This window comes from Vibrio sp. KUL70, assembly GCF_059725515.1.
The window spans coordinates 1,184,891-1,201,968 of the sequence record NZ_AP045835.1; the positions used below are offsets into that span (position 1 = coordinate 1,184,891).

General features: G+C 42.9%; 18 protein-coding genes. 7 read left to right on the forward strand and 11 right to left on the reverse strand.

Annotated elements, in window-relative coordinates:
- Positions 1 to 82 precede the first annotated feature (82 nt).
- Positions 83 to 325 carry a hypothetical protein gene (locus tag AC6I7V_RS19245; protein ID WP_084181908.1) on the reverse strand — a complete coding sequence of 81 codons (243 nt, stop codon included), beginning with the start codon at positions 323 to 325 and terminating at the stop codon, positions 83 to 85.
- A 203-nt stretch (positions 326 to 528) separates the two neighbouring features.
- A complete protein-coding gene (locus tag AC6I7V_RS19250) occupies positions 529 to 1,119 on the reverse strand; it encodes a hypothetical protein (RefSeq protein ID WP_498011925.1) in 591 nt (196 codons plus the stop codon).
- An 89-nt stretch (positions 1,120 to 1,208) separates the two neighbouring features.
- Between AC6I7V_RS19250 and AC6I7V_RS19255 the strand changes: the two genes are divergently transcribed.
- The 5 genes from AC6I7V_RS19255 (at position 1,209) to phaC (ending at position 6,726) form a co-directional block, all read left to right on the forward strand.
- Positions 1,209 to 1,883 carry an SH3 domain-containing protein gene (locus AC6I7V_RS19255; protein ID WP_498011926.1) on the forward strand — a complete coding sequence of 225 codons (675 nt, stop codon included), beginning with the start codon at positions 1,209 to 1,211 and terminating at the stop codon, positions 1,881 to 1,883.
- Positions 1,884 to 2,432: 549 nt separating this feature from the next.
- The gene (locus AC6I7V_RS19260; protein WP_255231923.1) at positions 2,433 to 3,173 is read left to right on the forward strand and encodes an SDR family oxidoreductase; all 741 of its coding nucleotides are present in this window, start codon (positions 2,433 to 2,435) and stop codon (positions 3,171 to 3,173) included.
- A gap of 21 nt (positions 3,174 to 3,194) precedes the next feature.
- Positions 3,195 to 4,406: an acetyl-CoA C-acetyltransferase gene (locus AC6I7V_RS19265; RefSeq protein ID WP_255231922.1), complete on the forward strand. Its 1,212-nt coding sequence runs from the start codon at positions 3,195 to 3,197 to the stop codon at positions 4,404 to 4,406.
- Between the two features lie 104 nt (positions 4,407 to 4,510).
- On the forward strand, positions 4,511 to 4,855 hold the full coding sequence (locus AC6I7V_RS19270) for a phasin family protein (protein WP_255231921.1): 345 nt from the start codon (positions 4,511 to 4,513) through the stop codon (positions 4,853 to 4,855).
- 89 nt (positions 4,856 to 4,944) lie between these two features.
- Positions 4,945 to 6,726 carry a class I poly(R)-hydroxyalkanoic acid synthase gene (gene phaC, locus AC6I7V_RS19275; RefSeq protein WP_498011927.1) on the forward strand — a complete coding sequence of 594 codons (1,782 nt, stop codon included), beginning with the start codon at positions 4,945 to 4,947 and terminating at the stop codon, positions 6,724 to 6,726.
- Between the two features lie 99 nt (positions 6,727 to 6,825).
- Here phaC and AC6I7V_RS19280 read toward each other — a convergent pair whose 3' ends face one another.
- The 6 genes from AC6I7V_RS19280 to napF all read right to left on the reverse strand — a co-directional run bounded on the left by AC6I7V_RS19280 (position 6,826) and on the right by napF (position 11,403).
- Complete coding sequence (locus AC6I7V_RS19280) at positions 6,826 to 6,963, reverse strand: TIGR02808 family protein (protein WP_255231919.1); 138 nt, start codon at positions 6,961 to 6,963, stop codon at positions 6,826 to 6,828.
- Between the two features lie 11 nt (positions 6,964 to 6,974).
- Complete coding sequence (locus tag AC6I7V_RS19285) at positions 6,975 to 7,553, reverse strand: NapC/NirT family cytochrome c (RefSeq protein WP_150869674.1); 579 nt, start codon at positions 7,551 to 7,553, stop codon at positions 6,975 to 6,977.
- A 25-nt stretch (positions 7,554 to 7,578) separates the two neighbouring features.
- Positions 7,579 to 8,034, reverse strand: a complete 456-nt coding sequence (locus tag AC6I7V_RS19290; RefSeq protein WP_032552661.1) for a nitrate reductase cytochrome c-type subunit — start codon at positions 8,032 to 8,034, stop codon at positions 7,579 to 7,581.
- Between the two features lie 75 nt (positions 8,035 to 8,109).
- Positions 8,110 to 10,599 (reverse strand): periplasmic nitrate reductase subunit alpha, encoded by a 2,490-nt coding sequence (gene napA, locus AC6I7V_RS19295; RefSeq protein ID WP_498011928.1) that lies wholly within the window; start codon positions 10,597 to 10,599, stop codon positions 8,110 to 8,112.
- Complete coding sequence (locus AC6I7V_RS19300; protein ID WP_032552659.1) at positions 10,596 to 10,901, reverse strand: chaperone NapD; 306 nt, start codon at positions 10,899 to 10,901, stop codon at positions 10,596 to 10,598. The genes napA and AC6I7V_RS19300 overlap by 4 nt, the downstream gene beginning before the upstream one ends.
- 22 nt (positions 10,902 to 10,923) lie before the next feature.
- Complete coding sequence (gene napF, locus AC6I7V_RS19305) at positions 10,924 to 11,403, reverse strand: ferredoxin-type protein NapF (RefSeq protein WP_255231917.1); 480 nt, start codon at positions 11,401 to 11,403, stop codon at positions 10,924 to 10,926.
- A 251-nt stretch (positions 11,404 to 11,654) separates the two neighbouring features.
- Between napF and narQ the strand changes: the two genes are divergently transcribed.
- Both narQ and AC6I7V_RS19315 read left to right on the forward strand, forming a co-directional pair.
- Positions 11,655 to 13,385, forward strand: a complete 1,731-nt coding sequence (gene narQ, locus AC6I7V_RS19310; RefSeq protein ID WP_255231916.1) for a nitrate/nitrite two-component system sensor histidine kinase NarQ — start codon at positions 11,655 to 11,657, stop codon at positions 13,383 to 13,385.
- Positions 13,372 to 14,004: a response regulator gene (locus tag AC6I7V_RS19315; protein ID WP_255231915.1), complete on the forward strand. Its 633-nt coding sequence runs from the start codon at positions 13,372 to 13,374 to the stop codon at positions 14,002 to 14,004. Before narQ ends, AC6I7V_RS19315 begins: the two co-directional genes overlap by 14 nt.
- 130 nt (positions 14,005 to 14,134) lie before the next feature.
- On the opposite strand, the gene dcuC is transcribed toward AC6I7V_RS19315, so the two are convergent.
- The 3 genes from dcuC to AC6I7V_RS19330 form a co-directional block, all read right to left on the reverse strand.
- Positions 14,135 to 15,502, reverse strand: coding sequence for an anaerobic C4-dicarboxylate transporter DcuC (gene dcuC / locus AC6I7V_RS19320; RefSeq protein ID WP_255231914.1), 1,368 nt, complete (start codon positions 15,500 to 15,502; stop codon positions 14,135 to 14,137).
- Positions 15,503 to 15,878: 376 nt separating this feature from the next.
- Positions 15,879 to 16,391 carry a hypothetical protein gene (locus tag AC6I7V_RS19325; protein ID WP_255231913.1) on the reverse strand — a complete coding sequence of 171 codons (513 nt, stop codon included), beginning with the start codon at positions 16,389 to 16,391 and terminating at the stop codon, positions 15,879 to 15,881.
- A complete protein-coding gene (locus AC6I7V_RS19330) occupies positions 16,384 to 17,049 on the reverse strand; it encodes a winged helix-turn-helix domain-containing protein (protein WP_498011929.1) in 666 nt (221 codons plus the stop codon). The genes AC6I7V_RS19325 and AC6I7V_RS19330 overlap by 8 nt, the downstream gene beginning before the upstream one ends.
- Positions 17,050 to 17,078 lie beyond the last annotated feature (29 nt).

Below are 17,078 nucleotides of genomic sequence, written 5' to 3' on the forward strand. Positions count from 1 at the left end.
GTGAGTGATGGAAAAAGTGTGGGCCTAGAAACGAAAAACGGAGCACATAAATGTACTCCGAATCCAAAATCAGTCGCTAATTTTAGTGATATTTGAAATTGGAAATTGAACAATCTCCAGTTTTCGTATCAATTCTGAATGAGAAAGCATGTGAATGATAATCAACGCCGTCATTCCAAATTGTCTCACCAAATATCTTGCATAGCTCTAGCTCACTTACTGAACCGAACTCTTCCATGTGTTTTACTACTGATAAAAGCTTGGCTCTTATCTCCGCAGTCCATTCCGTGTTACTCAAGCAGTTTAAAGCCATCGATTTTTGCATATTACCTAGCCAATATATTACTTGTTATTAAGTTATATGAATGGCCATCATAGCAATTTTTGAGAGTTTGTAAATATTTTTTGTGATGAGTGTCCCAGATAAGTTTGGTTTTTGATTGTGTTTTAACCGATGTTGTTGGCGTGGATAAAATTGGCGTTACAAGTTGTTGATAGTGTGAATGTTTATAAAAACTAAATAAATAGTCACTTCATATCGACGTTATCTTCCAAGGCCGCTTGTTTGGCCGAGAGTATAGAATTGGATTCACTAAGGTATCGGAGGGCGAGATTTCTGAATTTATCACTCAAACTTACATAGTCTGAGATGAGTGTTTGCGTATGCACAACGTGGTTTTGAGCTGTCTTATATTGGCGATCTTGATTTTGTGCGCGGCAACTCTCAGCAGTTTCTGCCCAGTTGTCTTTGAGTTGAACGATTTGTTCGATCTCAATTTGCGTTAAATGCGCTTGTTTTAAAAGTATCTTGTACGCTTGACGTGTCGTTTTTATCTGCTGGTCGAGCTGTTGTTGAAAGAAGGGGTTGTTTTGTCTCCAAAACGAAATGAGCTCTTGCTGTGAAAACTGCTTTGACAGAAAAATGTGTGTTTTGAACGTTCCAAGTACAAGGTTGAACTCCTTTGAATAGTCATTATAGCGACTCTCAGCTGTCAATTGACTATCCAGTAATTGATCCCATTCATATTGGTTACACTCAACGGCATGAGCTTGAGAGGTTGTTGTGGTGGCGGCGAATGCGATCAACCAGACGAGCGCATATCTCATACTAACATCCATCTTTCTAACATATTGAATAGAGTATAGATGAGCATCAGAAAGAGTTGTTGTACACTGAGTTTATCTATGGAGAGTGAGTAACATTTGTCATGAAAAAAGTAATCATAGCGTTGGTGATATTGTGTCTTCTTGGTGGAGGAGGGGCTGCCTATTACTTTTTAGTAATGAAAAAAGACGATGTGACTCCCCCAGAAGAGGAAAAGGTGCCTGTTGAACAGATGTCACAGGAACCGAATGAAGAGCCTAAGCCAATACTGGACTTATCTGCTCTACCCGAACAAACCGATTACTATGTATCTGAACGAAAGATAGCGGTTTACGATGAACCTAATGTCGATGCTTTGATCAAAGACTATCTCTATAAGGGGGATCACATCGAAGTACTCGAAAAGGCGAACGGTTGGGGGCGCATCTCTGACTACATTGTTTTGAAGGAGGGCGCCCCAGAAATGGCAGAGTGGATTGAGATGTCTAATTTAAGTGAGAATGAAGTCATCATATCTCCCGATGAGCATGTTGAAATCCTAGATTCTTACTTAGTAAAGTCTGATGACCTAAAAACTTACCGAAAGCCCTTTAGAGTCGCCGTTGACGGTTTGATCGAGAATGGAACCTGTGAGCCGGGAGATTTTGAAGAACTTGGTGGCTGGGTTAAGTCAGTCAAGTACTCGAGTCGTAATGTTTACTTCATTTATTGCGGTGGTTTAAAACTGGAAAACAAAATTTACTTAGACGTTGATTCGGGTGACATATTTTCATTTTAAAAGAGTAATTTAAATGAAACATATTTGAAACTAATAAAGTCTATTAGACATTAGTTTGGCGTTTAATAACAAAAAGCTCATCAATTATGATGGGCTTTTTGCGTTTCTATATATCTTGTTTTCTCCTCGGTTAATAAGAATTTGCAGTCATAGCTTTATGTTCTAATCAAGGTGGTTAAAGTTAAATTATCAGTAATTATTTCAGTGAATATAAGAGAGTTCAAACTTTGCACTTGTTTTGCAATGAGTAGGGAGACAACAATAACATTCGAAAATTCAGTCGCTTACATTTAAAGCTGATAAAGTGAACAATAATTAAATGATTATAAATCATTGGCTTACGTGGTTTTACAAGGTGATAACATTTCATTGGGTTTGAGATCTAGGTCAAATTCTAACCATTAAATATGAAATTAGTTTAGTTTGTAATAAAAGTTTTTAGTCCAAGCATGTAGGGTTTAATTAAAGCGGTAGTCATGGAATTAATAAGACGCGCTAAGCATTTTTCTTAATAGTATTGTTATTTGCTTGTATCGGATGGAGTTATCAATGAAAAAACTTGCTTTAATTACAGGTTCGAAAGGTGGGATAGGTTCAGCAATTTCTTCTAAGTTGGTCGAACAAGGCTATCGTGTTATTGCGACTTACTTTACTGGTAATCACCAATGCGCAGTAGATTGGTTTAATGAAAAAAAATTCACTGCAGAACAGGTCAGATTGTTTGAGCTTGATGTGACTAATACTGAAGAATGCGCGCAACGCTTAAGCAAGTTATTGGAAGAAGAGGGTACGATTGATGTTCTGGTGAACAATGCCGGTATCACTCGAGACAGCGTTTTTAAGAAAATGGATGCATCGGCTTGGCGTGATGTTATCGAAACAAATTTGAACAGCCTATTCAATGTCACCCAGCCACTTTTTGCTCCTATGTGTGAAAAAGGAAACTGTCGAGTCATCAATATCTCTTCCGTCAATGGATTAAAAGGTCAGTTTGGTCAAACAAACTATTCAGCAGCTAAGGCTGGCATGATTGGATTCTCTAAGGCTCTTGCAGCAGAAGGCGCTCGCAGCGGCGTGACAGTCAATGTGATAGCACCGGGTTACACGGCTACCCCTATGGTCGAGCAGATGAATCCCGAAGTGCTTGAGTCAATTAAAGGACAAATTCCAATGAAGCGCTTGGCGACACCAACTGAAATTGCGGATGCGGTTGGCTTCCTTGCAGGTGAATCGGGTGCGTACATTACAGGCGAGACGTTGTCTGTAAATGGCGGCTTGTACATGAATTAAGGAATTGTTGAGGAATAAATTATGGAAAAGATATTCATTGTTGCCGCAAAACGTACCCCTATTGGTTCATTTACTGGCTCTTTAAAAGAGACATCGGCAGGTGAACTCGCAGGTGTCGCTATCAAAGGGGCTTTAGATGCAGCGCAACTCGATCCGTCCAACGTTGATGAGGTCATTGTGGGTAACGTTATTTCTGCTGGACAAGGAATGGGGGTTGCTCGACAAGCCTCTCTGTTTGCAGGTGTTCCGCAAGAAGTGCCAGCTTACGGCGTAAACATGATTTGTGGTAGCGGCATGAAGGCAGTGATGGACGCAGCAGCACACATTAAAGCGCAAGATGCTGATGTTGTTGTGGCGGCTGGTGTGGAAGTGATGTCTCAAATTCCTTTCGTTGTACCTTCGTCAGTTCGTAATGGCCACAAGATGGGCAACATCTCGATGACTGATCTCTTGATTGGTGACGGTCTAACGGACGCGTTTAATCAGTATCACATGGGCGTGACGGCAGAGAACATCGCAAAAGAACTCAACATTTCTCGCTTAGCACAAGATAACTATGCATTAGAGAGTCAGCAAAAAGCGGTTGCGGCGATTGAGGCGGGAAAATTTGTTGACCAAATCGTTCCGGTAGAGGTGAAACAGCGCCGTCAAACTGTCGTTTTCGATACCGATGAATACCCTAAGTCCGATGCGACCTTCGAAGGTTTACAGAAGCTAAGACCTGCATTCGATCGTGAAGGTAGTGTAACTGCTGGAAACGCTTCAGGCATTAACGATGGCGCAAGCGCAGTCATTGTCGCTTCAGAAAGTGCCGTGAAAAGATTAGGGCTTACGCCACTAGTCGAACTCGAGAGCTATGCTCAATCGGGCTTGGATCCGAAAGTGATGGGGTTAGGGCCAGTTGAGGCAGTAACTAAAGCCTTAGCTAAAGCTGATGCTCAACTGAAAGATATTGAGCTGTTTGAGCTCAATGAAGCGTTTGCTGCTCAAGCACTGGGAGTCATGTATCAGTTAGCTGAAGAGCATGACCTACCGTTAGAGGCATTTAAGCACAAAGTGAATGTAAATGGCGGCGCAATTGCATTAGGGCATCCATTGGGCGCTTCAGGCAACCGCATTATTGTCTCTTTAATTCATGAAATGTTATCGGCTGATGCCAAATCAGGCGTGGCTTCGCTGTGTGTTGGCGGTGGCATGGGCACGGCTGTTTTATTGAAAAACGTCAACGAGTAACTTCAGTAGTGGTGGGCGATAAACGGCTTCGCCACTGTTGGTCAACCTCTAGAAATGAACAATACGAATTGTAATTCAATCTATGAAATCTTTAGGAGTTATGTATGTACACGGATATTTTTAAATCAATGACAGACCAAACAGAAAAGCAATTTGAACCTTACTTTAAGTTCAACAAGCTCATTGCTAAGAATGTAGAGGTTATGACTGAGCTGCAAATGAACGCAATGAAGACTTATACAGATATGGGTCTAGCGCAAATGAAAGCGGTAACAGACATCAAAGATGTAAACGGTTTTGCTGCATTTAACAGCCAGCAGCTTGCTGTACTTAGCCAACTGTCACAACAAATGATGAACGATAGCAATAAATTCCAAGCTGCGGCGAAAGAGTTTAAAGAAGATGTGGAATCGTTGACGACGGAAAACCTAAACACAACATCTGCCTAAATTAAGTCGCCACTGGCTCATAGGTGTAGTCTTTGTGGATTATACCTGTATGAAGTCAGTGGCGATTTTCCGATCATTGGAGTTAGATTATGTTCCAACACTTCTTTTCGGACTACCTTGTAAAACTTCAGCAGACAAACCAGCAATGGTGGGAGAACTTTGAACAAAGCAAGGAAGCCGCACAATCACCTCTCAATAAAGCGATGCAAGAGATCAATTTCGAAGATGCATCCAAGATCTTTGAGCAAGCCATTAACCAACCTGCAGATATGTTGAAGTTGCAGACACAATGGTGGGAGCAGCAACTACAAATCTGGCAGAATACCGTCTTGATGGGTAACACCAGCACCATAGTTTCTGAAGAGCGTGATGACAAACGTTTTATCGACGACGCATGGAAAAATGATCCCTTCTACAACTTCATTAAGCAGTCTTATTTGCTGTTTAGTAAAAGCTATTTAGAAACAATTGAATCGATGGAAGGCATTGATGAGAAGACAAAAGAGCGTGTTGCTTTCTTCTCACGCCAGGCGATCAATGCACTTTCACCAACAAACTTCATTGCGACGAACCCTGAGTTAATGAAGATTACCTTAGAGCGCAACGGTGAAAACCTTGTTGATGGCTTAGAACAACTGCGTGCTGATATTGAGTCCAGTGCTGACATTCTCAAAATCCGCATGACAAATAACAATGCCTTTAGGTTAGGGCAAGATGTTGCAAATACCAAAGGGGACGTGGTGTTCAAAAATGAACTGTTTGAGTTGATTCAATATCATCCTAAGACAGAACAAGTGAATGCGACACCAATGTTGATTGTTCCGCCGTTTATCAATAAATACTACATTCTTGATCTTCGAGAAAAGAACTCAATGGTTCGCTGGTTGCTAGAGCAAGGGCATAGTGTATTTATGATGTCTTGGCGCAACCCGAGTGAGGCACAGAAAGACGTTGAGTTTGGTGACTATGTGACTGAAGGCGTTGTCAAAGCTGTCGCTGCCATTGAAGACATTACAGGTAGAGAGCAAATCAACGCGGCGGGTTACTGCATTGGTGGTACTGTATTGGCTTCAACGGTCGCTTACTATGCGGCTAAGCGTATGAAGAAACGCATCAAGACAGCGACCTTCTTCACAACATTGTTGGATTTCTCTCAACCAGGAGAGGTAGGTGCCTACATCAATGACACCATTATCAGTGCCATTGAGAAGCAGAACAATATGAAAGGGTTCATGGACGGTCGTTCATTGAGCGTTACGTTCAGTCTACTCAGAGAGAATAGCCTCTACTGGAATTACTACATCGACAACTATTTGAAGGGTAGTAGCCCAATGGAGTTCGACTTGCTCTACTGGAACAGTGACAGCACCAATGTTGCCGCTAAGTGTCATAACTTCTTACTGAGAGAACTCTACTTAGAGAACAAACTCGTTCAGGATAAGGGCGTGAAAATCGGTGGCGTTTGGATTGATCTTAATAAGATTAAAATCCCAAGCTACTTTATCTCGACCAAAGATGATCATATTGCGTTATGGCAGGGCACTTATCGAGGTGCACTCAACACCGGTGGCAACAAAACCTTCGTGCTTGGTGAGTCTGGCCATATTGCAGGCGTTGTGAATCACCCAAGTAAGAACAAATATGGCTACTGGCTGAATGACAACCTTGATGATTCTGCGCAAGAGTGGCTAGCCAATGCCAAACACAATGAAGGGTCTTGGTGGGTTCACTGGAACAAGTGGTTAAGCGGGTATGAAAGTGATGAGCCGCGAGAGCCGTTTAACCGAGGGTCAGAGTTAAACCCTGTGATTGGTACCGCGCCAGGTGAGTATGTGAAACAAGTATTGCCAATTATAGACGCAGAGGAATAGTTCAAGTTTAACTCTCTACTTTTATATAGAAATAATAAAAAAGCCACTGGAATCAGTGGCTTTATAGTATCAACTAAATAGGCAAAAAGTTGATAGTAATTAGTCGACTTCTTTATCTTTACCGAATGAAAGAATCCAGATAGAGATAGCAGCAACAACTGCGAAGCCTGAAAGAATGATGAATGGCATCGCACCGTAACCAAGGATATGCCAAATTACTGATTCTAAAGTACTCATTGCTTATCCTCTTATTGCCAGCCTTCAACACCGTGCATGTCAGGCAGTTTGTGTGCGATACCTTTGTGGCAATCTACACATGTTTTTTCGCCTGAAGCCAGTGCTGTTGAGTGCTGTTTAGCACTTCGTGAACTCTGTTCTGAGAAGTCCATGAACTCAAATTGGTGACAGTTACGACACTCTAGAGAGTCGTTCTTTTTCAAACGAGCCCATTCACGCTCTGCTAAGTGATGACGACGCTCTTTGAATTTCTCAGGAGTATCAATCGTCTTAGCAATAAAGTGAGCGTATAGCTCTTTTGATGCTTGAACTTTACGAACGATCTTATCAGTCCATTCATGTGGTACGTGACAGTCTGAACAGATTGCACGAACACCCGAGCGGTTTGAGTAGTGAATCGTCTCTTGGATCTCTTCAACGATAGGAGCGTGACAGCCAGAACAGAATTCTTCTGTGTTGGTTGCTTCCATCCCTGTGTTAAATGCACCCCAGAAAAGTAGACCACCTGCAAAGCCCATGAACAGTAGAACACCTGCCGCTGCTTTACTTGGCGTCGATAGCCTTTTCCAAAACGTTTTTAATAGTTTCATAAATTCGCCTCTTCTCAGGTACGGATTAGCGAAGAGATTCTACGCGCTGGTATTCATTCTCAATCAATGGTTTTGCATTTGCTTGAGGTACGTGGCACTGAAGACAGAAGTAACGACGAGGTGACACGTCTGCAAGTACAGCATCTTCACGGTTCATGTAGTGAGTCACACTGATCTTAGTTGCACCCATCTCTTTCGCGTTTTTCCAGCTGTGGCATGACAGACATTTGTTCGCGTTAAGAGACACTTCGTAGCTACGAGTTGAGTGTGGGATCAACGGTGGCTGGTAAACGAAGTCGCTTTCTAGTACTTGTTCACGAGGGAACTTTTTAAAATCATCTGCAGGACGAGTTGATTCTAGCTCGCTAGCACCACGTAGTGATTCTACACCACCGATACCACCTGGGTTTTCAAGCTCAGCTTGAGCAACACCAGCGATCATTGCACCAACAGATAACAGTGTGATGAGTAATTTTTTCATTATTTATTCTCCGCCGAATGGCTAAATTCTTATAGCGGGCTGCACAAAGGCTGCAGCCCTGACATTCTTAACTAATTAAGCGACTTTTGTGATTTTAACTGGGCACTTCTTGAAGTCTGTTTGCTTCGATAGTGGGTCAGTTGCATCTAGAATCAGCTTGTTGATTAGAATGCGCGCATCAAAGAATGGTACGAATACCAAGCCTTGTGGTGGACGGTTACGGCCGCGAGTTTCAACACGAACTCGTACTTCACCGCGCTTGTTAGAAATAAGAACTTCTTCACCACGACGAACGCCACGAGCTTTCGCATCAGCAGGGTGCATGTAACACACCGCATCTGGAACGGCTTTGTAAAGCTCAGGAACACGACGAGTCATAGTACCTGTGTGCCAGTGCTCAAGAACACGACCAGTACATAGCCACATGTCGAACTCTGAATCTGGTGCTTCTGGTGGCGCCTCGTACGGTGCAGAGATGATCAATGCTTTACCATCTGGCTTACCGTAGAAGTCCCAACCTGAGCCTTCTTTCGCATATGGATCTGAACCTTCTTTGTAACGCCAAAGTGTCTCTTTGCCGTCAACAACAGGCCAACGTAGGCCACGTACAGTGTGGTAAACATCGTATGGTGCTAGATCGTGTCCGTGGTCACGACCAAACGCAGCGTACTCTTCGAAAAGACCTTTCTGGATATAGAAACCAGCTGCTTTTGCATCATCGTTTAGCTCTTGAGCTTCAGATAGAGGGTACTTGTTTACTTTGCCGTTTTGGAAAAGCATGTCGTACATTGACTTGCCACGCCATTGTGGAGCTAGAGCCAGTTGCTCTTCAGTCCAGATCTCTTCCATCTTGAAGCGTTTAGTGAATTCCATGATTTGCCATAGATCCGACTTCGCGCCTTCAACTGCAGGAACTTGTTGGTACCAAGCTTGTGTACGACGCTCTGCGTTACCGTAAGCACCTTCTTTCTCGATCCACATTGCCGTAGGAAGAATAAGGTCAGCTGCTTGAGCTGTTGCTGTTGGGTATGGGTCAGAACACACAATGAAGTTCTCTGGGTTACGGTAGCCCGGTAGACGTTCGTTGTTGATGTTTGGACCCGCTTGCATGTTGTTGTTACACATTACCCAGTAAGCGTTCAGCTTGCCGTCGTTAAGCATACGGTCTTGAAGAACTGCGTGGTAACCTGGTTTTGGTGGGATAACGCCAGTAGGGATGTCCCAAATTTTCTCTGCGTACTCACGGTGTTTAGGATTCATTACCACCATGTCTGCTGGTAGACGGTGTGCAAATGTACCTACTTCACGAGCAGTACCACATGCAGATGGTTGACCTGTTAGTGAGAATGGGCTGTTACCAGGAGTTGCGATCTTACCAACCAATAGGTGGATGTTGTACACAAGGCTGTTCATCCATACACCACGAGTATGTTGGTTCATACCCATAGTCCATAGAGACATGACTTTCGTGTTTGGATCCGCGTATTGCTTCGCTAGTTCGATTAGTTTCTCTGGTTCAACACCAGAAATTTCAGATGCTTTTTCTACTGTGTAAGGTGCAACAGACTTCTTGTACTCCTCGAAAGAGATAGATGTCATTTTGCCAGAGTTTGGATTCGCTGCAGCTTGCTGTAGTGGATCTTCATCACGTAGACCGTAACCGATATCAGTGTCCGCTTGCTTGAAGTTCGTGTGCTTGTTCACGAAGTCCCAGTTCACTGCATCGTTTTCGATGATGTAGTTAGCGATGAAGTTTGCAATCGCAAGGTCAGATTGTGGCTTAAAGATATAACCTTGGTCTGCTAATTCAAATGAACGGTGATAGTAAGTAGACAGTACGTTTACTTTTACATGTGGGTGACTTAAGCGACGGTCAGTAATACGAGTCCACAGGATAGGGTGCATCTCTGCCATGTTCGACCCCCACAGAACAAAAGAGTCTGCGTGCTCGAAGTCATCGTAACAACCCATTGGTTCATCGATACCGAAAGTACGCATGAAACCAACTACAGCCGAAGCCATACAGTGACGAGCGTTTGGATCGATGTTGTTAGAACGGAAACCTGCTTTCATCATTTTAGCGGCAGCGTAACCTTCCATTACAGTCCATTGACCAGAACCGAACATACCAACAGATGTTGGACCTTTCTTCGCTAGTGCTTCTTTCCACTTTTCAGCCATTACGTCGAAAGCTTGGTTCCAAGAAACTGGCGCAAAATCACCATCTTTGTGGAATTTGCCATCTTTCATACGAAGTAGCGGCGTATCTAGACGATCCTTACCGTACATGATTTTTGAAAGGAAGTAGCCTTTGATACAGTTAAGGCCTTTGTTTACTGGTGCTTCTGGGTCGCCTTGAGTTGCAACCACTTTACCATTTTGAGTACCTACCAGTACTGAACAACCCGTACCACAAAAACGACAAGGCGCTTTATCCCACGTGATTTTTGTTTCATCTGAGCTGGCGATCAGGTTAGCTGCTGTTGCTGGTAGAGTTACACCCGCAACGGCTGCCGCTGATGCAGCCGCGTTTGCTTTCACAAACGCACGTCTTGTCATTTTCATACTTCACCCTCGATTTGAGAATTATTGCTTCCAGTGTCTAATTCTGATTCGTCTAGGTCTGTTTCGACTTGGTGGTAAACCAAAGCGGTTCCTAGAACGTTTTGTATATTGTTAATTGCTTCTATCGTGTCGGTGACAAAACCTTGGTTTTCTGTTTCCAGCACGACGATGATCTTGCCTTCAGGGCTATCACCATAAATCTCGGCATTGTCGAACTTCTCGATTTCTGCTTTGATCTCGGAGAGGTGCTCTGGGCTCACATGCACGACTAAACTTGAAATATGTACTTCGTTTAGCGACATAAACTGCTCTCGTTATTTTTATTTATGCATTACTCACAAGGATAGCTGAAGTCGGGCAAACTGCTACGCAAGCTCCACATCCACTACACTCATCGATATCGATTTTTGGCAGCGCCACACCACCGGCTCTGAGTTGAAACTGAATGGCCATTGGCTCACACATATCACCGCAACTGCGGCACTCAACATTGTTTTGGGCTAAGCATTTGTCTGAAATCGACGCTTTGGCTTGCCAAGGTGTTTCTTGTTTATTTTTAAAAATAGGTTCAGGACAAACATCGGCACATTGGTAACAAAACGTACACTCATCAATTGAGAAATCGACAGTAGGAAACCCTCCGTCGCCCAACACAATGATGCTCGTTTCGCATTTATCGATGCACTTTCCACAGCGAGTACAGTCATCAGTAAAATTGTTTAACTCTTTGATCCAAGGTAATCGGATAAGGCTCGAATCTACTTTTTTACGAGAAAACAGACGCCGTTTTGATAAATCTAGCACATGCTCACCTCAAATGTTGCTAAGATGTTGTAATTGTAGACTGTTTGTTCGTTAACATCTTGTCATTTATCCTCACATGCAGTGTAGTTTTAGAAATATTTGCATAAATACCCCCTAAGGGCTAAATGGGGTTGTATATTGTCTTAGATCAATAAATTACGTGGTGATAGGTCACATATTGGTTGGAGCTATGAATATCGATATGTGACAATAATTGCCGTTAAGCTCCTTCGAACGATTGGGATTTCCTTTTGCTTATTAAACCTGTTTCATCTCTCACGAGTACCATCGCCAAGTCGCTTCTTTTTATCTTGCTTTTATCGGTTGCGACGACAGGATTTGCAATTTTCACTTTGGCTTCGAGTCTTAATGACGCAGAGGCGGTCAACGTTGCGGGCTCAATGCGAATGCAAAGCTACCGTTTAGCTCATGATATTCAAATCCAATCAACGAATTACGAAGAGCATATGCGAGAGTTCGAAGACTCTCTCTACTCAGAGTCGATGTCTAGCCTGGTCGGTTGGAACGTACCTACGCATATCACAGAAGACTACTATTTGATCATTGGTCGATGGCACGAATTGAAGCAGGTGCTGAATAGTTCAGACAGGCAATACTACTTAGTTCTTGTTGAGAACTTTGTGTCTGAAATTGACGGCTTTGTGTTTAAGCTTCAAGAATTTTCTGAAAACAAGCTCATCAAATTGGCCTGGGCTGGTGGTATCGGACTGGGTGGGATTCTAGTCATATCTCTTTTTGTTGTTCATTTTGTTCGTAAACAAGTTGTTAAACCACTGCATGCCTTAGTCGCGGCGAGCCATCGAATAAAAAACAGTGACTTTGAAGTCCACCTGGAAGTCACAAATAACAATGAGCTTGGGATTTTAACCAAGACCTTCAACTCGATGACGCGAGATTTGGGTGCGCTTTATCGCAACTTAGAGGATGTTGTTGATGCAAAAACCAAAGAGCTACAGAGTGCGAACCAATCTCTTCAGGCACTGTATCATTCGTCTCAGGAGCTAGGTGTTACGCGCGTCTCGCCAGAGAATTTTCGAGCTATACTCCAGCACCTTGTGGGTTTGAAAGATATTGAGTCATTGAGACTGGAGATCTTAGATACCTCTGGTCGCTCTTTTGTTCTTGATGAAGGTTACGACGAGAATTCGCACTACGAAAAATTTGAAATGAAGCTTGATGACAGTGAAATCACACTAGGTTATCTGTATTGTTGCTACCATCATGGGCACTCAACAAAAGCGCTAATTGATAACTTTATTCGCCTACTTTCACGTGCGGTATACTATAACATTGCACAAAAACAGGCAGAGCAACTGATCATCATGGAAGAGCGTGCGACGATTGCACGTGAGCTTCATGACTCGCTAGCTCAGTCACTGTCTTATTTAAAAATTCAAGTTACTCTCTTAAAGCGAGTGATAGGAAAGCTCCCAGAGCACAAACACAGAGAGCAATCAGAACAAATTGCTCTAGAGTTGGGGAATGGGCTGGCTGATGCTTATACTCAATTGCGAGAATTGTTGACAACCTTTAGGTTATCAATCAAAGAGGGTAATTTCGGAGATGCTTTGAGCACTATGCTTGAGCAGCTCAGTGAAAGAACTGATGGCACGATTAATCTAACCAACAATCTGTCATCGATTGAACTTGACGCACATAGCCAAGTTCACCTGCTTCAATTGATCCGTGAAGCAACTGTAAATGCAATAAAACACGCCAATGCCGATTTGATCGATGTATGTTGTAACGATGAAAACGGCGAAGTATTAGTCGTGATAAAAGATAACGGAGATGGTTTTGACCATAGTACTGCTAAGTTAAACCACTATGGCATGAGTATAATGCAGGAGCGCGCGGCAAGGCTGAATGGCGAATTAACGATTGAAACAGCGAAGGGTAAGGGCTGTACAGTCATTCTAAAGTATAAGAGTTTGAAGGAAGTTAATCTTGACGATTTGTAAAGTAATGTTGGTCGACGACCACCCGTTGATGCGCCGTGGTATCAGTCAGTTACTCAGCTTTGAAGATGAGTTTGAAGTCGTCGGCGAAGCCAGCAACGGCACAGATGCAGTCGCAATGGCTCATGAGGAAGATCCAGATCTGATCTTGTTGGATCTCAATATGAAAGGCATGTCTGGGCTGGATACATTGAAAGCACTGCGTACTGACGGTTCTAGTGCGAACATCGTGATTCTAACTGTCTCTGACAGCCCCGCAGACATTGAGGCTATCGTTAAAGCAGGCGCTGATGGCTACCTTCTTAAAGATACTGAGCCGGATGAGCTGATTGAGCTTTTGAAAAAGGCGCACAGTGGAGACAAAGCGTACAGCAGTGTAGTAGCCAGTTACTTAAGCGATGCTGCAAGCCGCGAAGATATTTTTGACCAGCTGACGGAACGTGAAATGCAGATTCTGCAAGAGGTTGCCAAGGGCTACCGAAACAAACAAATTGCCGACCAGCTGTTTATCTCTGAATCGACCGTTAAGGTGCATATGAAGAGCTTGCTCAAGAAGTTGCAAGTAGCTTCTAGAACTGCCGCAACCGTTCTTTACTTAGAGAGATACGGAGAGATGAAGTAGCTTCATCTTTATTTGGTTAAGCGCTTCTTCTCCTATTTCGAAGAGCACAAATAAAAACGCCAAACTCAATGAGTTTGGCGTTTCTTTTGGTTATAACGTTTCTGTCGGTGATACTTGAGTAAGAGGAGCGTTATGCCGCCATTGGAACTAATACCAAAGTACCTAAGATAACCGTAATCAGGCCACAGATAACAGGTACAGAGGTACGTTTTACCACCTCAAATGGACTGATTTTACCCATACCTGAGGTAGCGACAACTACACCAGACACTGGAGAAATTGTACGGCCTAGGTTAGACGCCTGAAGCATTGGAATGATAAGGAATGCAGGGTTTAGTCCCATTTTCGCAGCCAATGAAGGTGCAAGTTCAACGAACGCGTAGAAAGGTGCATTACCCGAGCCTGTTGCGATTGCTGCTGCTACCGTTAGACCTGTTAGGATAAGCATTAGAGCGATACCACCGGCACCAGCGGCTTCCGCTAAGCCAATTAAGTTGTCGATTGCGCCAATAGACATCAGACCTTGTGCGAACACACCAGCTGCAACCAGCAGCATCACTACGCCTTTAAACGCCTCAGCCATACCTTGGTAACAAGAGTCTAGGTCTTCCAGTGTTTTTTCACCATCGAACTTCTTGACGACGTAATCGACAAGCGCGCCTACAAAAATAGAGCCAACAACGATAGTGTAGATATCAAGTTGCAAGCCAGGAATGGTGCGGCCATTGAATAAGAAAACACCGGCAATCGGCAAGAAAGGTAGAGCAGCGTAGAAAGCGGGTGCATTTGCTTCAATCTCTGATACATCGATCTTTTCCATCGGCGTGTTTTCTTTCTGGTCTAGGTATTTGTTCCAGAAGAAAGCGGCTGCAGCCATTACGATGATTGCGCAGATAGAAACAGGAAGCACAGTTTGAACTGCAAATACATCCAGTGATAATCCTGACTTTTCCGCAGCAATAACAACGTCACCTGATGTTGGAGAAAGAATGATTGCAGCTGGTGAAGCACATACCGCGACAGCAGCAGGGCGTGAGATACCCATAGCTGTCATCATTGGGAATAGGGTTGCCATCAATAGAACGCCTAGACCTGTTGCTGAGCTAACAGCAAGGGACATTAGACATGCCACGATATATGCCGCCACTAGAAGCACGTAAGGTGATTTGATAACAGACAGTGGCTTTGAGAACTGTTTAACAACGACATTGTTTGCGCCAATGTGCGTCATGTACGAAGCGAAACCACATAGTAGCATGATCTGCATACCTAGGCCGCCACCACGGTACTGCAGCATGTATTTTACAAATTCAAGTGCATCAGTAACCATGTTACCCGTAGATGTCACTTTCGCAGGTAGAACCGTATGGCCAATCACACCTGTGATAAGAAGTAATGCGATACCAGCGGTCAGGAGTACCCCAGCTGCTTTGTAGCCTTTAACAATAAAATAGCCAACGGCAATAGTCACCACAAATCCAATTAAGAGTTCTAACATAGAAATCTCCATCAAGTTTAAAAAAATATAAGAAACTGTTTCAGAATATGTCATTGAATGTACAGAAAACTGTTCTGTGGCACGAGGTCAAGTTGAAGTTCGTATGATCTAAAACAAACAATTTCTTTGATGTTAATTTTGGTCGTTAATAGTGACTAAATTGTGTTGTTTAGATGTTAATAAAAGAAATTAGCGGCGAGTTAGAATATCGAACGGATCACCTTGTGTTGGAGATGTTGAGCACAGGTTGGAATTGTAACGTAGGAAAACGCGGTTGAGGTGTTTAAGGAAACTATAGGCTGAGTTGGTAAAAATGAACAAAAAAGGGGCGACAGCCCCTATGAATTTTAGTTATTTTCACTCACAATTTGCGATATTAATCTTCCGTTTCTGCCAGTTTAGGTACTTCATTTTTATAGTGTGGAAGGTCTCTACATGCGACTGATTTACACAGGTGCAGCATAGAGTTTGGTGTTATCAATAAAATCTCATCCTTACTGATTGGAATGTACGGCATGAAGTCTGACGACAAGACAGAGCCTTCGCTTATCATCACCTTTTCATAAAAATCAAGCTCTCGCTCTGGAACAATTCGTTGATGCTGTTCTTCGTCCAAAGAAATATGCTTACTGGTAATGCTGTAAGTGCCTGATGATGTAAATCCCACTTCTCTATTGGTGACGTAAAGAAGGTCATAACTGTTATTCTGTTTAAATTCAATATTAATTGAAGAGGCATTATAGATGATATCATTGGGCGGCATAATAACATTGACTGGGTTAGCCAAATAATGGCCTTCCAGCTTAAAGCTAGTAAATATTGTCGCCAGCCAACCTAGCAAGATACCAAATAATGCTACGAATACAATTAGCGTGTTATTTTTACTCACACTCTACTCCTGTAAATTCGTTCGGAAAGCTAAGCGACTTACCCGTATGGTCAATAATGATATTTCTATCCTCATACTCATACATGGTGACATTATACAGCTCTTTAAATTTTATATGGTCACTGGTAATTCTACAGGTCAGGTAGTGCGATGTAGTCACGATTTTAGATACCGAGACTTTTTCAAAGTAGGTGAAGCCTAAATAGGATAGGACAGTACTCATGATTAAAACCAACGTGATTGGAATTAATTTTATTGGTGTCACTTTCGGTTGTTCTTCCTGCTCTTCTACTTGAACGACTTCTGGAGTTTTATCCAGTTTGACTTCAACTTTTCCTTCAACAACTCTGCCGGAAAATCGATAACCTTTGCCGCGCTCAGTCACAATTAAAAGTCCAGGTTTGTCTTCAAGTGCTTTTCGGCACAGAGAGATGGTTTGCATCAAACTGCCGTCTTCTACATAGATGCCTTTCGATTCCCAGACTTGCTCAATAAGAGCTTGGCGGGTGATCACTTGGTTGGGATTTTTAAAGAAAAACTTGAGCAGCTCAACCTCATTGGAACCTAAGGTAAAGGTTCGCCCTGTTTTGAGGTGGTGAATTTCATACTCTTTTAAATCAACTTGTATCTCATCATTGATAGTGAATTCAGAGGACATACTTTATCTCATTTAATAAACGCCTTTAC

What these genes read in the sequence shown, in the direction of transcription:
- AC6I7V_RS19245 (WP_084181908.1), bottom strand. Translation starts at nt 325, where the DNA reads ATGCAAAAATCGATGGCTTTAAACTGCTTGAGTAACACGGAATGGACT.
- AC6I7V_RS19250 (WP_498011925.1), bottom strand. Translation starts at nt 1,119, where the DNA reads ATGGATGTTAGTATGAGATATGCGCTCGTCTGGTTGATCGCATTCGCC.
- AC6I7V_RS19255 (WP_498011926.1), top strand. Translation starts at nt 1,209, where the DNA reads ATGAAAAAAGTAATCATAGCGTTGGTGATATTGTGTCTTCTTGGTGGA.
- AC6I7V_RS19260 (WP_255231923.1), top strand. Translation starts at nt 2,433, where the DNA reads ATGAAAAAACTTGCTTTAATTACAGGTTCGAAAGGTGGGATAGGTTCA.
- AC6I7V_RS19265 (WP_255231922.1), top strand. Translation starts at nt 3,195, where the DNA reads ATGGAAAAGATATTCATTGTTGCCGCAAAACGTACCCCTATTGGTTCA.
- AC6I7V_RS19270 (WP_255231921.1), top strand. Translation starts at nt 4,511, where the DNA reads ATGTACACGGATATTTTTAAATCAATGACAGACCAAACAGAAAAGCAA.
- phaC (WP_498011927.1), top strand. Translation starts at nt 4,945, where the DNA reads ATGTTCCAACACTTCTTTTCGGACTACCTTGTAAAACTTCAGCAGACA.
- AC6I7V_RS19280 (WP_255231919.1), bottom strand. Translation starts at nt 6,963, where the DNA reads ATGAGTACTTTAGAATCAGTAATTTGGCATATCCTTGGTTACGGTGCG.
- AC6I7V_RS19285 (WP_150869674.1), bottom strand. Translation starts at nt 7,553, where the DNA reads ATGAAACTATTAAAAACGTTTTGGAAAAGGCTATCGACGCCAAGTAAA.
- AC6I7V_RS19290 (WP_032552661.1), bottom strand. Translation starts at nt 8,034, where the DNA reads ATGAAAAAATTACTCATCACACTGTTATCTGTTGGTGCAATGATCGCT.
- napA (WP_498011928.1), bottom strand. Translation starts at nt 10,599, where the DNA reads ATGAAAATGACAAGACGTGCGTTTGTGAAAGCAAACGCGGCTGCATCA.
- AC6I7V_RS19300 (WP_032552659.1), bottom strand. Translation starts at nt 10,901, where the DNA reads ATGTCGCTAAACGAAGTACATATTTCAAGTTTAGTCGTGCATGTGAGC.
- dcuC (WP_255231914.1), bottom strand. Translation starts at nt 15,502, where the DNA reads ATGTTAGAACTCTTAATTGGATTTGTGGTGACTATTGCCGTTGGCTAT.
- AC6I7V_RS19330 (WP_498011929.1), bottom strand. Translation starts at nt 17,049, where the DNA reads ATGTCCTCTGAATTCACTATCAATGATGAGATACAAGTTGATTTAAAA.